The organism is Planktothrix rubescens CCAP 1459/22 (assembly GCA_904830895.1).
GTDB classification, from domain to species: Bacteria; Cyanobacteriota; Cyanobacteriia; order Cyanobacteriales; family Microcoleaceae; genus Planktothrix; species Planktothrix agardhii.
The window spans coordinates 389,375-407,533 of sequence record LR882958.1 but is presented as its reverse complement, the minus strand read 5'-3'; the positions used below and the strand labels follow the sequence as shown (position 1 = coordinate 407,533).

The 18,159-nt window shown below is 39.5% G+C and carries 16 protein-coding genes; 8 read left to right on the top strand and 8 right to left on the bottom strand.

All coding sequences use genetic code 11. The features are described from left to right. Positions 1-197 precede the first annotated feature (197 nt). Positions 198-1,424, bottom strand: a complete 1,227-nt coding sequence (galE, locus tag NMG86_RS01985) for a UDP-glucose 4-epimerase GalE (protein WP_042155298.1) — start codon at positions 1,422-1,424, stop codon at positions 198-200. A 307-nt stretch (positions 1,425-1,731) separates the two neighbouring features. On the opposite strand from galE, the gene NMG86_RS01980 reads away from it, so the two are divergent. Then, positions 1,732-2,853 (top strand): hypothetical protein, encoded by a 1,122-nt coding sequence (locus NMG86_RS01980; RefSeq protein WP_026788449.1) that lies wholly within the window; start codon positions 1,732-1,734, stop codon positions 2,851-2,853. On the opposite strand, the gene NMG86_RS01975 is transcribed toward NMG86_RS01980, so the two are convergent. Then, positions 2,838-3,677, bottom strand: coding sequence for a spherulation-specific family 4 protein (locus NMG86_RS01975; RefSeq protein WP_043938154.1), 840 nt, complete (start codon positions 3,675-3,677; stop codon positions 2,838-2,840). The genes NMG86_RS01980 and NMG86_RS01975 overlap by 16 nt on opposite strands. A gap of 202 nt (positions 3,678-3,879) precedes the next feature. On the opposite strand from NMG86_RS01975, the gene NMG86_RS01970 reads away from it, so the two are divergent. Next, on the top strand, positions 3,880-4,197 hold the full coding sequence (locus tag NMG86_RS01970; protein ID WP_026788447.1) for a DMT family transporter: 318 nt from the start codon (positions 3,880-3,882) through the stop codon (positions 4,195-4,197). An 11-nt stretch (positions 4,198-4,208) separates the two neighbouring features. Here NMG86_RS01970 and NMG86_RS01965 read toward each other — a convergent pair whose 3' ends face one another. Continuing rightward, positions 4,209-5,483 carry a pentapeptide repeat-containing protein gene (locus NMG86_RS01965; protein ID WP_051319892.1) on the bottom strand — a complete coding sequence of 425 codons (1,275 nt, stop codon included), beginning with the start codon at positions 5,481-5,483 and terminating at the stop codon, positions 4,209-4,211. Between the two features lie 187 nt (positions 5,484-5,670). On the opposite strand from NMG86_RS01965, the gene NMG86_RS01960 reads away from it, so the two are divergent. Together NMG86_RS01960 and NMG86_RS01955 are read left to right on the top strand one after the other, a co-directional pair. Beyond that, a complete protein-coding gene (locus NMG86_RS01960) occupies positions 5,671-7,980 on the top strand; it encodes a carbamoyltransferase HypF (RefSeq protein WP_499103441.1) in 2,310 nt (769 codons plus the stop codon). Next, complete coding sequence (locus NMG86_RS01955; RefSeq protein ID WP_499103440.1) at positions 7,953-8,414, top strand: Kae1-like domain-containing protein; 462 nt, start codon at positions 7,953-7,955, stop codon at positions 8,412-8,414. Before NMG86_RS01960 ends, NMG86_RS01955 begins: the two co-directional genes overlap by 28 nt. Here NMG86_RS01955 and NMG86_RS01950 read toward each other — a convergent pair. After that, entirely contained in the window at positions 8,362-8,925 is a 564-nt protein-coding gene (locus NMG86_RS01950) for a hypothetical protein (RefSeq protein ID WP_026788446.1), read from the bottom strand. The two genes, NMG86_RS01955 and NMG86_RS01950, sit on opposite strands and share 53 nt — an antisense overlap. 713 nt (positions 8,926-9,638) lie before the next feature. On the opposite strand from NMG86_RS01950, the gene NMG86_RS01945 reads away from it, so the two are divergent. From NMG86_RS01945 to NMG86_RS01935, 3 genes are all read left to right on the top strand, one after another. After that, positions 9,639-10,754: an acyltransferase family protein gene (locus NMG86_RS01945; protein ID WP_026796894.1), complete on the top strand. Its 1,116-nt coding sequence runs from the start codon at positions 9,639-9,641 to the stop codon at positions 10,752-10,754. Positions 10,755-10,804: 50 nt separating this feature from the next. Continuing rightward, entirely contained in the window at positions 10,805-11,407 is a 603-nt protein-coding gene (gene clpP, locus NMG86_RS01940; protein ID WP_026788444.1) for an ATP-dependent Clp endopeptidase proteolytic subunit ClpP, read from the top strand. 102 nt (positions 11,408-11,509) lie between these two features. Continuing rightward, on the top strand, positions 11,510-12,178 hold the full coding sequence (locus tag NMG86_RS01935) for a Uma2 family endonuclease (RefSeq protein WP_026796893.1): 669 nt from the start codon (positions 11,510-11,512) through the stop codon (positions 12,176-12,178). A gap of 19 nt (positions 12,179-12,197) precedes the next feature. Here the strand turns inward: NMG86_RS01935 and NMG86_RS01930 are convergent, their stop codons facing one another. The 3 genes from NMG86_RS01930 to NMG86_RS01920 form a co-directional block, all read right to left on the bottom strand. Further along, complete coding sequence (locus NMG86_RS01930; protein ID WP_026794958.1) at positions 12,198-13,721, bottom strand: helicase C-terminal domain-containing protein; 1,524 nt, start codon at positions 13,719-13,721, stop codon at positions 12,198-12,200. 40 nt (positions 13,722-13,761) lie between these two features. Further along, positions 13,762-15,066: a pentapeptide repeat-containing protein gene (locus NMG86_RS01925; RefSeq protein WP_026796892.1), complete on the bottom strand. Its 1,305-nt coding sequence runs from the start codon at positions 15,064-15,066 to the stop codon at positions 13,762-13,764. A gap of 77 nt (positions 15,067-15,143) precedes the next feature. Further along, on the bottom strand, positions 15,144-16,694 hold the full coding sequence (locus NMG86_RS01920; protein ID WP_026796891.1) for a pentapeptide repeat-containing protein: 1,551 nt from the start codon (positions 16,692-16,694) through the stop codon (positions 15,144-15,146). A gap of 268 nt (positions 16,695-16,962) precedes the next feature. Between NMG86_RS01920 and NMG86_RS01915 the strand changes: the two genes are divergently transcribed. Then, positions 16,963-17,859, top strand: coding sequence for a prephenate/arogenate dehydrogenase (locus NMG86_RS01915; RefSeq protein ID WP_026788439.1), 897 nt, complete (start codon positions 16,963-16,965; stop codon positions 17,857-17,859). A 50-nt stretch (positions 17,860-17,909) separates the two neighbouring features. Here the strand turns inward: NMG86_RS01915 and NMG86_RS01910 are convergent, their stop codons facing one another. Continuing rightward, the gene (locus tag NMG86_RS01910; protein ID WP_264477060.1) at positions 17,910-18,131 is read right to left on the bottom strand and encodes a hypothetical protein; all 222 of its coding nucleotides are present in this window, start codon (positions 18,129-18,131) and stop codon (positions 17,910-17,912) included. Positions 18,132-18,159: the final 28 nt, after the last annotated feature.

Sequence of the window (18,159 nt, the reverse complement as noted above, 5' to 3'; positions counted from 1 at the left end):
GTTGCACTGTTAAATAAAAACTGTAAACTTCTTAACTGATAACTGTTAACTGATGACTGATTGAAGTTTTGGCTGAACTTTTTTAATTTGACTCTGGTTTTTTAAAAGGGTTTTTGTCAAAACTGCTCTGGTTAGCTTACAAATAATTGGAATTTGACTCTGGTTTTTAAAAATGGGTTTTATCTAAATTGCTCTGATTAACTGGCTAATAAGTTACGTTGTCTTAAATAGAATTGTTCTTGCAAACAGTTTTGCAGAGTTTGATCAGAAATCATAGACTTCCGCAACAGAATTTCCCCCAGTTTTTTCCCTGTATTAGCTTGTTCTTGCAAGGCGACTTGCAATTGATTCCGAGAAATAAATTGCTTTTGGAGTAAGATTGTACCCAGAACAAAAGCTGGGGGAGTTTTGGGCATCTTTTTTACTAGCTCTTCGGGATACATTAATTTTAATTCCCAAGCCAGAGCACTACTCACAATCTTCTCCAGACTGTTGAATTGAGGTTTCCAACCCAAAATCTGACGAATTTTATCCGAACAAGCAATCACACAGGCGGGGTCTCCGGCTCGTCGTTCAATTTCAATCACCGGGAATTGTCGTCCCGACATTTCTGTGACTTTTGCTAAGACTTCCTTGACACTGTACCCCTGACCATAACCACAGTTGAGAATGTGGCTTTCATTCTCGTTTTTGAGATAACGTAAGGCATCAATATGGGCAGCGGCTAAATCCTCGACGTGGATGTAGTCACGAATGCCTGTACCATCGGGGGTAGGAAAGTCTGTACCGAAGATGCTCACGGATTCCCGTCGGTTTAAGGCAGCATCTAAAGCGACTTTCAGCAGATGACTGGCTTTTTTGTTGGTTTGACCAATGCGCCCATGGTCGTCGGCTCCGGCAACGTTGAAGTACCGTAGAATTATGTACTTTAATCCAGATGCTCGACTGTAATCTTGAATCATCTGTTCACTCATCAGTTTGGAGTAACCGTAGGGATTGATGGGTGTGGTGGGGGTTGATTCCCGCACCGGGTTTTCGGCGGTTTCTCCATAAACTGCGGCGGTACTAGAAAAAACTAGCTTTTTGACTCCGTATGTTTCACAGCATTGCAGTAGGTTTAAGGTGTTACGGGTGTTGTTTCCGTAGTAAGCTAGGGGATTGGCTGTGGATTCGGGGACTGAAATGCTGGCGGCAAAGTGTAGAACCGCATCAAATTGATGTTCGGCAAAGACCTGAGCTAATTTTTGCAGGTCTGCTAAATCCCCTACGACTAATTCCCCGTAAAGCACTGCTTTGGGTGAGCCTGTTGAGAGGTTATCATAGACTACGATTTCGTAATCGGTTTCTCTTCCGAGTTGTTTGACAACATGGGAGCCAATATAACCGGCTCCTCCAGTGACTAATATCTTTTTACTTGTTTGCATCACAGATACCTCCTTTACTTTTAAAAGTGGTTAAGTAGTCGTAAATGAATCAACTCAGCTATGTAAAGAACTGTAAAGGTGTTTACATATCTTTACTCTTTCCTGGTTTTCACAGTTAACCTTGAGTTAAACCGACTACTTGTTCGCATCAGTGTATTTACTTAAGCTAATCATGGTTGATACTACCCGAAGATTGCAATAGTCCCAGACTAACTTTACCAATTCTTTAAGAAAAATAAGAATTAAGGGTTCTTATATGAATGTTTCATGAAAAATCAAAATTTGGCTTGATTTAACTGTCGATGCTATGCAGGTTTTCCGGTTTCTTCAACCTCTGTTTGGGTTTTTGCTGGTCTTGAGTGTCGGTTACAGTCTGCAAACTTTGACTCAAAAGAATATCGTTGCTTGGGTGGGAATGTTCAGTTTAGGAGCCTATCTATTTACCTGGTCTCCAGAAATTTCTCAACAGTTACCCCTCTGGTATCAGCAAGTTTTAGGAACTTTGATCGGAAGTTTGAACTTTTCCCTAGTTCGACAGTGGGCTACGGGTGATGAAGAAATTGCGGCGATGTTTTTAGTTCTTTCTCTGGCTTGTTTTACCAAGGTTTATATCAGAAAATTGCGCCCAACTGCGGTACTTGATACCTGTTGTTGTTTAGCAATGGTGGCGATGGCGGCACCTGTATTACTGACTCTCGCCTTGATCGGAATAGTAGGAGTCATGGGGGGCCGGATTTTAGGATTGGCTGCGGTTGCGATCTCTTGGTTATTGTTGGCTTTATTATTTGCTTTTTCTCCAGAAAAATTTGATTTTTTACGAGTTTTTCTGATTACGTTACCTGTGGGACTCAGTTTACTCATTGGCCTAGTATTTTTATTTATCAGTTGGCTTCTATTCCCAGTATTGAGAGGAAATTCGGAAATAGTTTGTTTGATTTTACTATTTTGTTTGGCCTTTAATTTCTTGCTACCACCCCCGGCTAAAATTAATTATTTGGAACATGAAATCGCTGCTCGTAAAAGCCTAGAAATTCGCACAAGATTTCCGCTCAAACGTTGGATTATTGTCGCCCCACCGGAACAACTAGCTCAAAATTATCGTGCGGGTTGGCATGAAGATTTAGCCAAATTTGTGAAACAATATTTGACGGAGGTAACTTTTGATGATTTTCAGTTTCCCTACGAGGTACCAGATTTATTTGTATTTGTGGAAAAAGAACCTCTGGCTATTAATCCTTTGAACTTACATTTAGCCATTGCTAACTCCATTTTATCAGACCCAACCTATTTCTATTATCGTTCTTTGGCGGGGCGCACCAGTTTAGAATTTGAAGCTTTAAAATTATGTAAACTTTATCAAAAACATAATTCTGGTGCTTCTATCTATTATGAAGATGATCAACTCAGAATTTGTCATTTTGAACTCTGATTTTTTTGATTTAAGGATTGAATATAATTGACTTCTTCTTGCCAATAAGATGGTAGGCTATTCCATGGGTCTTTGTCTGGACTATCGGGGCTATCATCTGTGATATAAATATATTCGATATTACGTTCCACTGCTTTGTCAATATGGCTTTTCATCGTAGCTGCATCGGGTACGGTATGAATTAAGCCAGAAAAACGTTTAGGATCATAATTACTAACATAGGGAGAAGGTTGATAGTTAGGCCATTCTTTAGAATAATTCTCGAAAATTATAGCGATATCTGCGGCGGGTTTACTCAGATAACCTTCATCTGGATGAGTTCCTTGATTCAGTACAACGATATCTAAATTTGGTTTAGCTTTGGTATAGTTATATATCTCTTGATAGTAGTCTAATTTATCCGCTCCACTCGCGGCTTCATCGAAAAAAATGCCCTGAAGATTGTAGTATTTACTATAAATATCAATATCGCTTTTGACTTCCTGAATATCACGCTTACCATAGTTAGTAGCAACATATCCTAAGATCGTAATATTATCTTGACTCAGATCCTTTAGACCCTTGACATAATCTTGATTGGGCGGACTTCCACCGGGGCCATTATTCGGATTAATCACTGCTGTAACGGGTACTTTTTGGGCTGCTTTGACAACTTCCGGCCAAAAATAAGTCTGGGAATTATACCAAGTTGGATAGGAATATAAGGGGATTAGCAGTTGCATTTGGGTCAGATGTTCGGGTTGTTTGGCTGAACAGACTGTTAATAAAGATGACAACAAAAATATCACAGTCAAGGTGCTAATTTTGGCGTTAAAACTAAGCATTTTGGTGAAAAATATTTGGGTAAACCGTTTTTTGTGTTTTCCAACCGCGCTTTCATAATTATAGAACAAGTTGGGTGAAACTTTCAATTCCATATTCCGCAGATTTTAATATTGCCCATTCTAAGATTTTCTGATCTACGATATACTTTTAATTATATTCAGGGGATGAACATAGGTAGCCCTAATTTGTTGAGTTAAAAAAATGGGTTGGATTTATTTGATTTTAGCAGGGTTATTTGAATTGGGATTTTCCAGTTTTCTGAAACTCTCAGAAGGAATGACAAAACTCCCGGCAATTTTGGCATTTATTGGCTTTGGAGCGTTAAGTTTTGGGTTCTTAAGTAAAGCTATGCAAACCATTCCCCTCGGCACTGCTTACGCTGTTTGGACAGGAATTGGAGCATTAGGAACGATAATTGTGGGAATTATTTATTTTAAAGATCCCGTTAGTTTGGGGCGGTTATTTTTCATGGGTTTATTAGTAGTTTCCCTAATCGGTTTAAAAGCGACCTCTCCCTAATTTAACTCATGTTATTCTTCGTTGTCAATATAAATTTTGCCATTGGGCATTGTTGCTCCTTTTAACTGTGCATCCCGTAGATTTGCTCCCTCTATATCCGCGCCCCTCAAGTTAGCTCCGCGTAAATTTGCTCCTTGTAAATAGGCATTTTTTAGGTTAGCTTTACTTAAATTTGCTCCTCGTAAATCTGCTTTTGCCAAATTAGCTTCTTGCAAATTAGCCCGTTCTAAATACGCCCCTAATAAATTAGCTCGTTCCAATTTTGCGCCTTTTAAATTGGCTTTTTGTAAATCCGTATCTTCTAAACTCGCTCCTTCTAATACCGCATCAATTAATTGAGCTTGCTTCAAGTTAGCTTGATTCAGTTTAGCATAGCCTAACTTAGCTTTTTCTAAATTGGCTTTTTCTAAATTGGCTTTTTCTAATTGTGCCAACCATAACACAGCTTCTGATAAGTTTGCATCTTTTAAATTAGCCCCATTTAAAATAGCATTTCCTAAATTAGCTTTGGTTAAATTAGCTTCGGTTAAAATAGCTTTGGTTAAATTAGCTTCGGTTAAATTAGCATTTTCTAAATTAGCCCCATTCAGATTAGCATTTCCTAATTTTGCTTGTTTCAGATTGGCTGAAGTTAAATTAGCGGTTAATAAATTAGCCGATTCTAAATTAGCCGATTCTAAATTGGCTTGACGTAAATCAGCCTGTATAAATATAGTATTATTGAGTTGAGCATTTTTTAAGTTAGCTTGCCATAAATTAGCCTGTTGTAAATCAGCGTTATTTAAGTTCGCTCCGGTTAAATTAGCATATCCTAAATTAGCACTTGCTAATTGACTCTCGCGTAAATCTGCCCCGGCTAAATTGGCTCCCCGCAAATCAGAAAACCTTAAATTAGTATTATTCAAATCGGCATTTTCTAAGTTAGCTTTCCACAAATAGGCTTCCCTTAAATTGGCTTTTTTTAAATTAGCTCCAGTTAAATTACATTCCGAACATTTTTTGGTTTTTAATACAGTTTCCTGGGGATTTAGGGGTTGATTTTTGGAAGATGATGTTGTTGAACGAGATTGTTGTGCTTGTAAACGTTGACTCAGGCGACTATTTTCTACCCAAATCCAAATCGTAATTAATGTGCTCAAAATCGCCACAACTGGAAAAATTATATTCGCAATCGTTTTCTTCGGTAATCGGGTTAAAGCCTTGGATTTTGTGCTGAAATCCGGTGATTCTAAACTGGATAAGGGATTGGGGGAATCAAAGTGTTCTTTTGAGTTTGGTTCTAGCATTTTTCCTAATCATTCTACCCCGGCGGGTCTAGTAGATGACAATTATGTTGTACCTTTCATACCACAATTTTATACCGATGACGAGGGGGTTAAATCTCCAAACCGAGATAAATTTTATCCTAAATTAATATAATTTGTGCAATCTCTTACCAATATAGCTATAATATAATAGTTCTGATTCTGAGCTATGTCACCAGATTATTTCGATCTCAATTCCCAACAACATCGCCTCCAACTAACCATTCAAGGAACAGTCCAAGGCGTGGGGTTTCGTCCGTTTATTTATCGCCTCGCAATGGAATTAAACCTAACGGGATGGGTTAATAATTCGGTTCAGGGTGTTTTGATTGAAGTTGAAGGTTTTCGTCAGAATTTAGAACAATTTCAATACCGAATTTTAAAGGAAAAACCTCCTCAATCTGAAATTGAAATCTTAGACGCTGTTTGGTTGCCAATTGTTGGTTATTCCCAATTTGAAATTCACCTTTCTGAATCTACAAACCATCCTCAAAAAATAGCAATCATTCTACCAGATTTATCAACTTGTTCTGATTGTTTACAGGATATTTTTGATCCTGAAAATCGTCGTTATCAATACCCCTTTACTAATTGTACCAACTGTGGGCCACGTTATTCGATTATTCGGGATTTACCCTATGACCGAAATCATACCACAATGGCAACATTTATAATGTGTTCCAATTGTCAAAATGAATATAATCATCCTTTAAATCGTCGGTTTCACGCCCAACCTAATGCTTGTCCTGTTTGTGGGCCACAATTAGAATTATGGGATAAAAACGGTAAGGTTATTGCTAGTTTAAATCAAGCTCTCAAACAAGCGGCAGATATTATTCGTTCGGGTCAAATATTAGCGTTAAAAGGATTAGGCGGATTTCATTTAATTGTTGATGCTAGAAATGAAACCGCCGTCGAGAATTTACGTCAACGCAAACGCCGCCCCGCAAAACCTTTGGCGGTGATGTATCCTAATTTAGAACAGGTAAAACAGGATTGTTTGGTTTCGGAATTGGAAGAAAAATTATTATCTTCTCCTGCTGCTCCGATTGTTTTGTTACGTCGGATTTTTAATCAATTAAAGTCTGACCCCCCCCACCCCCCCTTGCTAAGGGGGGGAGAAGAAAACCAAACATTTCCCCCCATTACTAAGGGGGGGCTAGGGGGGGTAACTTCCCCAAAAGAAAACCAAACATTTCCCCCTCTTGGTAAGGGGGGGCTAGGGGGGGTAACTTCCCCAGAAGAAAACCAAACATTTCCCCCCATTACTAAGGGGGGGTTAGGGGGGGTAATTTCCCCAAAAAATCCCTATTTAGGGGTGATGTTACCCTATACCCCTATCCATCATTTATTATTAGCTCAATTGAACTTTCCTATCGTCGCAACCAGTGGAAATTTTGCAAATGAACCTATTTGTATTGATGAAGCGGAAGTGGTGACTCGTCTGAATACTATCGCGGATTTCTTCTTAGTTCATAACCGCCCGATTGTTAGACCGATTGATGATTCGATTGTTAGAATTATTGCTAATCAAGAAATGGTGTTACGTCGGGCGAGGGGTTACGCTCCTTTACCGTTTTCCCTACCTGACCCTATAGGCGCAAACATATCCCCATTATATCAAACTAACCTTAGTTTAGCACAATCTTGGGATTTGTCAATAGAAAATCCCATAAAAATTTTAGCTTTGGGCGGACATTTAAAGAGTACAATTGCGATAGCCTTCGGCTGGGCGGAGCCCATCGCATTTAATCAAAAAGCCTTCGTAAGTCAACATATTGGGGATTTAGAAAACCCCCCAGCTTTAGCAGCATTTCAAGAAGTGATTAATAGTTTGAGTAATATCTATGATTTTCAACCAAATATTATTGTTTGTGACGCTCACCCCGACTATTATTCCACGCAATTTGCAGAAAAGTTATCTCAACAAAATCAATATCCGATTGTTAGAGTTCAACATCATCTCGCCCATGTTTTTGCGGTTATTGCTGAACATAATTTACAACCTCCCTTACTGGGAATTGCTTGGGATGGAACCGGATATGGACTCGATGGAACAATTTGGGGAGGAGAGTTTTTTCAAGTTACAGAAACTATAATTCAACGTATTGCTTCTTTTCGCCATTTTCCCCTTCCGGGGGGAGATAAAGCGGTATCTGAACCTCGACGAATTGCTTTAGGATTATTATATGAATTATTGGGAAATGATCTATTTAATTCGGGGATGAATTTAGAGTTTATGGAATCTTTCAAACCCCAGGAATTAAGAATTATGCAAACGATGTTAAACCGGAAATTAAATACTCCCTTAACTTCCAGTGTGGGAAGGTTATTTGATGGAGTGGCGGCTTTATTAGGAATTTGTCAAAGGGTGAGTTTTGAAGGGGAAGCAGCTATGGCTTTAGAATTTGCAATTAATGATTTAGAAACCGATGAATATTATCCGTTTGCATGGTTAGATACCCCCAACCCCCCTTAGAAATGGGGGAGAATAGAAGGGATTTTGATACCCCCCAACCCCCCTTAGAAATGGGGGATAATATTGGTAATATGAGTTATAATTGTAGGTATTATCTTAATTGGGAACTAATAATTAAAGGGATATTAGAGGATAAAATTAACAAAAAACCGATTAATTTAATTTCGGCTAAATTTCATAATAGTTTAGTGGAAGCGGTGGTAGAAATTAGTCAGAAATTAGGCGAAAAAACTATAACTTTAAGTGGGGGATGTTTTCAGAATAAATATTTAATTGAACGCACAATATTTCGGCTTTGTCAAGAAGGATTTCAGGTTTATTGGTCACAAAAAAATCCTCCTAATGATGGAGGACTAGCATTAGGACAAGCTGCATTTTTAATTAATCATCAACGATTTGCGCCCAATCAGGGAAAGAGGGAGGAAAGTAGTTGATTTCATAATTAGAATTTTCCCATTCTTGCACCCAGAGGGGAATTTTTCCGGGTTCAGGAGTACGAGCAAATTGTCTTTCTTTGACCTCAATGATCCGAAAAATTTGCTTGAGAGTGTCTCCTTTATCCAAAGCATCACAAAGCAGATCATCGAGTTCAGGATCTACCCGTTTAACCCTGGTTTTTTCATCTTCGACCCACAATAGTTTTAAAGACTCTAAATTGCGGGGACTTAACTTACTTTTAAAATAGACTCGCTTCAGCGTAGCAACCGGGTCTAAACTGCGTTCAACGCGACGAATTTGTTGTAAACGAAGGTAATGCCATTCTGCTAATCTTAAGCGTTCTTCAGGACTAATTAACTGTTTGCTAGTGGCGTGTCTCAAACCATATTTCGCTTGAGAACAGCCTAGATTTGCTAACAGATGAATTAACTCTCGTTCTTTCGGTGTCGCCTGTCGCCGAACGATAGTATTAGTTGATACGCGACGTTTTTTGGTTTCCGTTTCCATTTGTCTACCAGCCCATTACAAGGGATAAAATTTCAACTCAACTCAGATCGTCCTAGATGATTTTTGATGTGTAAGCACCATTTTCCGTGAATCAGGGGCTACAAGCATCCTCAGACTCACGGATGGGGTTGTAGACAAACGGTATGGACTTGATGACATTCAAACTCAATGGGGTTAGGGTGTCAAGTCGAATGGGAATCTATTGTAGCCAATACCCTTTTTATTTGAGAGAGAATTTGAGTTAACAAGGCAGCAAAGATCAATCTAAAAGCAGCTTAACCTAAAATTTGAAACTGTTCTTGAATTGGCTATCAATTCAGTTATTTTTAAGAAAAGTGGGTGATTGCAAAAGACCTCTTGAAATCTTTAAAATCTCCCTGCCATAATTAACGTAGACTCGCATATCTCGATTGATCAATAACTCAGACGTGACTTGTCCGTAGTGTCCATGTTTGTCCAACTAGCCCATCAGGGGCTCACACGAAAGCCATCACCGGTGTTGATCGATTTGGGAATTTTGCCATCGGGTGCATCTTTTATTTTCCTCAATAGACTATTACTATATTTAATCATAGCCCACCGGGTCAGGATTTTTTTACCCCTAGTTAATGCTTTGTGAAAGTTAATATCTAGGATGGAGGAAGAATTGATCCGGAATTTTATTATAATTAGGAATTTATGAAATAATAACTTCCAAGGTTGAGGATGCACTTATGCGGCTACAGGCTTTGGATGTATTTCGGGGAATTGCGATCGCCAGTATGATATTAGTCAATAATCCTGGTAGTTGGGATTATGTCTATCCTTGGCTGGATCATGCGGAATGGAATGGCTGTACTCCGACGGATTTAGTATTTCCCTTTTTTCTGTTTATTGTCGGGGTAGCCATGGCTTTTTCTTTGTCTAAATATACCCAAGAATATCGAGCGCCGGAAACAATTGTTCCTAAATCTATTTATCTACAAATTGCTCGACGGTCTGGGATATTATTTTTATTGGGATTACTGCTAAATGGATTCCCTTATTATAATCTCGCCGAAATTAGAATTATGGGGGTTTTACAAAGAATTGGGGTAGCTTATTTTTTGGCTGCGATCGCCATTTTTCACCTCTCCAGAAAAGGATTATGGGCACTCTGTGGCGGGATTTTATTAGGCTATTATATTCTGATGCAATTCGTTCTTGTTCCGGGTTATGGAATCGGAAACCTCACCCCGGAAGGAAATTTTGCCGCCTATATTGATCGCCTAATTTTAGGTCAAAAACATTTGTGGAAAGGAGGATTTTATGATCCCGAAGGACTCTTTAGTACCTTTCCCGCCGTGGTTACGGTTATATTAGGTTATTTAACCGGAAATTGGATTAGAAAACAACCAATTAGAACTGATACCAGTGCCAGTTTAGTTGTATTTGGAATTAGTTGTTTTGTGATTGGTTATTTATGGGCGGAATTGTTTCCCCTGAATAAATCCCTGTGGACAAGTTCCTTTGTAATAGTTACCGTGGGTTGGTCATTAATACTACTCGCATTCTGTTATGAAACCATCGAAGTCCGAGGGTGGAAAAAATGGGGATTTCCCTTTAAAGTTATGGGATTAAACGCCCTAACAATATTTGTGGCTTCTGGTTTTGTCGGGAGAATTTTAAATTTAATTAAAATTGGCGATTCTCCCCAGGCCCCCAGCGCGAAAACTTGGCTGTATGAAACCCTATTCCAGTCGGGGTTCGGGGCGATGAATGGATCTCTAGCCTTTGCGATCGCTACCCTAATATTTTGGTGGCTAGTATCCTATTTGATGTATCGTCAGGAATGGTTTGTGAAAGTTTGAAACCCGAAATCGCTACAATATCAAAGAATGACCATTAGCAGCAAAATGTTATGATCCCAACCGTTATTGAACAATCGGGTCGTGGCGAAAGAGCCTTTGATATCTATTCTCGGCTATTACGCGATCGGATTATCTTCCTCGGACAACAGGTAACAGCCGATTTAGCTAACTTAATTGTGGCCCAGATGCTGTTCCTCGATGCTGAAGACCCAGAAAAAGATATCTACCTCTACATCAACTCCCCAGGAGGTTCGGTGTCGGCGGGTTTAGGGATTTTTGACACCATGAACCACATCCGCCCCGATGTTTCCACTATTTGTCTGGGTTTAGCCGCTAGTATGGGGGCGTTTCTGTTGAGTGCGGGGGCCAAGGGTAAACGGATGAGTCTTCCCCATTCGCGGATTATGATCCACCAACCGTTAGGGGGCGCCCAAGGACAGGCGACGGATATTGAGATTCAGGCCAGGGAAATTTTGTATATAAAAAAACGCCTGAATCAACATTTAGCCGACCACACGGGTCAGCCCCTATCTCGCATTGAAGACGACACAGAACGGGATTTCTTCATGTCGGCGGAAGAATCCATGCACTACGGTTTAATTGACCAAGTAATTAACCGTCGTCCCTCGGCGGCTAATCCGGTTGCGAGTTAATCAATTTTGAAGTTGTCCTCCCGTCTGGGAGGCGCTTTAAATTGTTAGAATTTTTTCAAATAACGGATTCCCAAAAATCATTAATCCCAGGGAAAAATCCTAATGATTCAACAACGACCATCCCAAACCCAAACCCCGATTATTTATTCGGATACTGACGGTCAACCAATGGCTGATAATACCCGACAATTTCAATGGATTGTTACCATCAAGGAAAATTTAGATCTATTATTTGCTAACAATTCTAATGTATTTGTAGCGGGGGATTTACTCTGGTATCCCATTGAAGGAAATAATACAATTCGTCGCGCCCCGGATGTTATGGTGGTTTTTGGTCGTCCCAAGGGCTATCGGGGTTCCTATCAACAATGGCAAGAAGATAATATCCCGCCCCAGGTGGTATTTGAGATTCTTTCCCCTGGAAATACAATTAAAGAAATGGCGGCTAAACTGCAATTTTATCAACGGTATGGTGTGGAGGAATATTATCTTTATGATCCTGAAAAAGTGGATTTTGCCGGATGGCAAATAATGGATGGAAAATTAACAATTATTGAAGAAATTCAAGGTTGGGTAAGTCCCCGTTTAGGAGTTCGTTTTGAAATGGCTGAAGAATTACAAATTTTTACCCCCACGGGAGAACGGTTTTTAACCTTTGTAGAATTAGGGCAAAAATTACAACAAGAAAAGCGACGGGCTGAACAAGCAGAAGCTCGATTAAAAGCCTTAGAAGAACGGTTGAAAAGTTTAGGAGTTGATCCGAATCTTTGAATCAGGAAAAGGGGGGTAGTTACTGGACTAACCACAACCGATCTAAATAATTGATCCGGGCGGAGGGACTCAAGGCCGTTAAGACCTGTTCTCCGTAACTCCGATGTAAGACCCGACTATCAAATAGGGCTACAACCCCCTGACTATCCCGCACCGTAGCAACGGCCCGTTGCAGTTCACTTAATGCTTGGGGTAATAAATAAAACCGAAACCAATCCAGATGTCGTTGTTTATAGTAGGCGACCTGTCCGGCAACTAAAGGATCTTCTAAAGAAGGGATAGGTAAGGTAGCGATCGCTAATAAATGGGGTGAAGGTAAACGGCCCTGATGTTGTCGCCAAAACTCCCAACCCGTCACTAAAACAGCATTTTCCGGTAAATCCGTGGTTTCTACCCGTACCCGAGAACCAAATTCCGCCGCCATCGCCGTACTGACTTGGGCTTTTAACGGAACATCTCCAATTAATAAAACACTGAATCCTTGTACTGATAAGCTCATATATAAAATATTATAAAGCTCTTTAATCAAAGTCAATTGATACTGGGGAGTATTGGGTAAAGGAAAACCCGATGGGATATAAAGTTGGATCAGTTGGCTTTGTCGATCAGGGGTAAATTTCACCCCGGTAATTTCTCCGAGTCCCACCGCTTGGCGATAAATCGGAGCCTGTTTGTCTAAATCCAAAGCTCCTCCAATCAAAACCACAGGCTGTTGGGGCCAGATAGGGCCCAACTCCGATGCCACATCCACCGGGCCACAAAACAGAGAAAAGGTTCCCAATATCCGATCCACCACGGCCCATTTTAACTGTCCAGGCCGTTGCCAACGTTGCCAAAACCTCTGCCATTCAAATAACTGGGGATCGATAACCCCATATAGTTGCTCAATCATTTCCTGTTCTGGATTGTCCAAAACATAGCATTGATAGGGATTAGGGGGATGTTGGAACAAAATCCGAGTTAGGTGTATCCGGGTATCTCGAATGGTTTCCCCCTGTTGGGGTTGCTGTTCCATGAGATGATTCCAGTCCTGGGGATGCAAACTAACCGTTAGGGTTTGGCGTGTCCAGGTTTCCAAATCATCGACCCCATCAATCACAGTCAGGACTTGCTGAGGAAAGTTGTGATCATCCCTGAAGCGACTGGATAACCAAGCTGAAGGTGTTGTTAATAAAACCCCGGAAAAGCTATCATCAGGCCAGGAATCCCCTCGGAGAATGGGTTTATTGGCAATTAGATCAGGATGGTTAAGGGTTTCTGGATTAATCCAGGGTTGTAAATTTAGTCGTTGGAGTTCGTCCAAAATCCCATCGGGCGCCACCACAATTACCGATTGATGCCAGACTAATAATGGTATCCAGTAACTCAACCGATAGGAATGATGATCGTGGCTGGGGGGAATCCCCGTTTGAATTAAAGCATCCCGTCCCAAACGTAACGCCCTAGCCACTAGGCGGGCCATCGTCAGATGATGGGGCCACAGGGCTTCGGTTTGGGACTTGAGCAGGTTTCGCAGTAAGTTATGGACTTCAACTTCTATCAAATTCGTTCAAAAATACAAACAGTAATGGTTAGATTCACCCTCAATTACTAAGATAATCAAAACTTTCGATAAAATCAATCACTTCTTTAAAATCGGGTAGATTAGATTGACGGGAATTGAGGGTTAAATCGGCATCGGTTTGACGACTAGATAGTTCATCAAATCGTTTACCAAAATTAGCATTATTATGAACCATTAAACTTTGTTGACTGCTATTTTTCAATAGGGTTTGAGTGGCGGATTTAAAAAATATAGACCGAGAATCACTTTGACTTTCTTTAACTAAGAGTTTAAATTCATTCGCCTTAACAATAACTTGATTCATGGCAGTTAAAATTTGAATCTTTCGATTTTTTCCTAAATTTTCTTCCTTGATTTTTTTCATTAAATTAATAATATTTTTTTGTGTGGGGGAGGAATCATCAAAGGGAAAAATAATCATACAAGCTAGGGGAAATAAATGTTCTTCCCGTTCCACAACAAAGGTTAAAGTTGTGCGTCGATAATCCACCTCAATACTCGGTGGACGATTCATCACGGGATAGACTTGAGCTAATTTATAATAGATGGTCATTAAAATTAAATTAGATTCAAAATCCAACGGAGCATCCACAAAAATTTGCACCAAGGGAAGACTTTGATTAAAAAACTTTTTCAGGGTTTCGGGATTAAAATTTACAACATGAGTATGATCTCCATGGGGGCTTAAATCAATCCATTCACATTTAAGATCTTCGGCTTTTAAACTAAATCTATGAACATTATAAAGTTTGGCTCCGGTTAAGGTAGCTCCAGATAAATCCGCTCCTACCCAGTCCGATTGAATTAAATTAGCTTGAGTTAAATCCGCATGAACAAAACTGGCTTTGACTAAATTTGTATTACTTAAATTTGCCCCACTTAAATTGGCATAGCTAAAATCGGTTTGTTCAACTTTGGCTTCTCTTAAATCCGCCCCATTTAAGTTGGCTTGAATCAATTTCGCTTTACTCAGTAATGCTTGAATTAATTCCCCGCGAATCAGTAGACTTTCAATCATAGATGCTTCGCTTAAATCGGCTCGGACTAAATTGCTAACATTGAGGGTGGCTCGATCTAAAATGGCGTTACTCAAATTAGCATTACTGAGTCGAGCAACATTAAAATTAGCTCCGGTTAAGTTACAGCCACTTAAATTAGCAGAAGTTAAATTAGCCACCATAAAAGAAGCCCCACTTAAATTTGCTTGACTCAATTTAATCCGGCTTAAATTATTTTCATTCAGGTTAACTCCACTAAAATCCCGCTCTCCTTCCTGATATCTTTTAACAATTTGGTAGACTTTTACTAATTCACTTTCAATCATAATAGTAATCCTTTAACCCTAATTAAATGAATGATTATTGATTCTCTAGTTATGGCTTAAACCTTGATCAAAAAGCCCTAAAATCCTTTAATAAAATTTAGGATAGTTTCCGTATCAAGGGGTTTAGGGTTTAAATAGGGATTGTTCAGGGATTCTGAACTTTCTGATGATTCGGAAGAACAACCTAAACTCCTGCCAAAATAAGCATGGCTATGGAGAATTAAACTTTGATGGCTAGAACTTCTGAGAAGGGTTCTTGTGGGATTTAAAAAGAAAGGCGTTGAGGTTTGAATTTCTGCTTGCCAAGATTGGGGAATTTGAATATCACTCAACAAGCGAATTTGTTGAGAAATTTCCACTCCTAATTGCACAATTCGATTAGATAACTGTACTGGAAAATGACTACAATTGTCTGGCGTTAACTGTTTAATTGCGGTTTCGATCGCTTTTTGGGTAACATCGGCATCCCTAAAGGGTAAAATGGCAATATAAGCAACATTAAAAAGTTGTTCATTGGATTCAATTTTGAATGAAATTACTGTGCGTCGGGAATTAACTTCCAAGGTTGGCGGCTGAGTGAGTAAGGAGGATTTTTGTTGTAGATAATGATAAATTTTAGCAAGAATTGTATGGGCTTCAAATCCTAATTGGGTATCAACACTAATTTCTACGGTCGGAAAGGTAGCATTAAAAAATTTATTGGCTTCTTTAGAACTAAAAGTTTGAATCTGATTACTGTCTCCTAGGGGACTTAAATCAATCCAATCACAAGTAATTTCTTCCGCTTTTAAATCAAAACGAGATACTCCATATAATTTAGCCCCAGTTAAAGATGAACCAGTTAAATCCGCCCCAGTACAATCGGAATTAATTAAATTAGCTTGGGTTAAATCCGCATGGATTAAAACCGCATTCATTAGGTTAGCACCGCTTAAATTTGCTCCACACAAACTCGCCCCACTTAATCGAGCTTGTTCTAAATTTGCCCCACTTAAATTAGCACCATTCAAATCCGCCCAACGGAGATTTGCCCCGCGCAGATCGGCCCCACTCAGATTAGCTTTAGACAGGTTAACTTGTCGTAATTCACCATTACTTAAATTAGCCCCCCTTAAATCGGCTTTGGTCAGACAAGCTCGATGTAAACTCGCCCGTTCTAAATTAGAACCAATTAAAATCGCATCGGTTAAATTAGCTCCATTCAAATTAACTTGTTCCAGGTTCGCTTGGCGTAGGGTTGCTTCTCGTAAATCCGCTTCACTGAGATTTGCCCCCATTAATAAAGCATTACTCAAATCCGAGCGCATGAGTTCAGCCCGAATCAGAGACGCATTAATTAAAGATGCCTCTCGCAGATCCGCCCGAATTAGATTGGCAACATTGAGAACTGCATCATCGAGTCTAGCGCGATGCAAATTCGCACCACTCAAGCGGGCAACATTGAGTTTAGCCTGACTGAAATTAACCTCAGAAAGATTCGCACCACTAAGATTTGTAATGCTCAAAATGGCTTGACTCAGATTGGCTTGACTCAGATTGGCTCGACTGAGATTAGCTTCACAAAGTAAAATACCCGTAAAGTCTCTTGTCCCTGATTTATATTTGAGCAGAAGTTCATCGGCATCCATGCCTTCTAACTCTCCAAATTAGTGAGGTTGATTATAGAAAATTATAACAAAATGGGGTAGAATTTATCTACCTATAAAAAGGGTGAAATTGCTCTAAGAATATTAGTTCAAACCTTAAACAATCGTTTTTAAATTCCAGTTAATGCTGAATAGTTTAATCACCGATTAACCAGCTTTAACTAAACTTGACAAAAATATTCTAAAATTGAGCTTTAAGTGATAGATTCACTAACGCTTTTCCCTAATAATTTGAGTGGAGTCTTTATCTATGAATATTGGTATTATTGGATTGGGTTTAATTGGCGGATCACTCGGTTTAGATTTATATAGTCATCGACAACAAACCCAAACCCAAATTCACAAATCTGACTCCGCGACATCTCCACCCCCATCCTATCGCATTCTGGGTATCAGTCTTAAACAAAAAACCTGCGAGGTTGCTGTTGAACGCGGGGTTGTGGATGAAGCTAGTGTGGATTTATCTTTGATGGGTCAAGCTGACGTTATTTTTATTTGTACCCCTATTGCTGCGATCGCTCCCACCATTATAGAATTAATTCCCCATTTACAACCCCATACTATTTTAACCGATGTGGGTTCTGTGAAAAAACCAATTGTAGAAACTTGTTCCGCCCTATGGCCGAATTTTGTCGGGGGACATCCGATGGCGGGGAATACGGAAACCGGAATTAACGCAGCCCAACATGATTTATTTATTAATAAACCCTATGTAATTACACCGACTAGCAACACCCCCCCCGAATCAATTAAAATTGTAGAATCAATTGTAAATTTATTACAAGCTAAAATCTACCATTGTCAACCAGAAGAACATGATCGGGCCGTAGCTTGGATTTCCCATTTACCTGTAATTATTAGTGGTAGTTTAATTGCGGCTTTAAGATTAGAAAATAATCCCGATGTTGATCTATTAGCCCACTATTTTGCTAGTTCAGGATTTAGGGATACCAGTCGGGTCGGGGGGGGAAATCCAGAATTAGGATTAATGATGGCAAAATATAATCGGGAAGCCCTATTGCGATCGCTCAAATCCTACAAACAAACCCTAGATCAAATCACCAATTATATTGAACAAGAAGACTGGCAAACCCTAGACAAACAGTTAAATCAAAATCATTCAGATCGACTAAAATTCCACTTCTAACCCGTAGTGAGTCCTTCAGGACTCTCTTATTATATTTATTATATTTTCCCTCAAAAACGATGATTAACAACTAAATCCCATAACCTTTGCGGTAACTGAATCAAATGGTCTAATAATTCCTGGGGCCCAATTCCAAATACCAGTTGTAAAATTAATACAATAACTGCGATCGCAATTGCTGTACTAACACTGGCTTTCAACACCTGAACTACCCAGGTAAACACTAACCAAGCCACCAATAGGGAAGCTAATAAAATAATTAATTCAACCATGATAAATTAAATTTGTAGAATAGGGAAT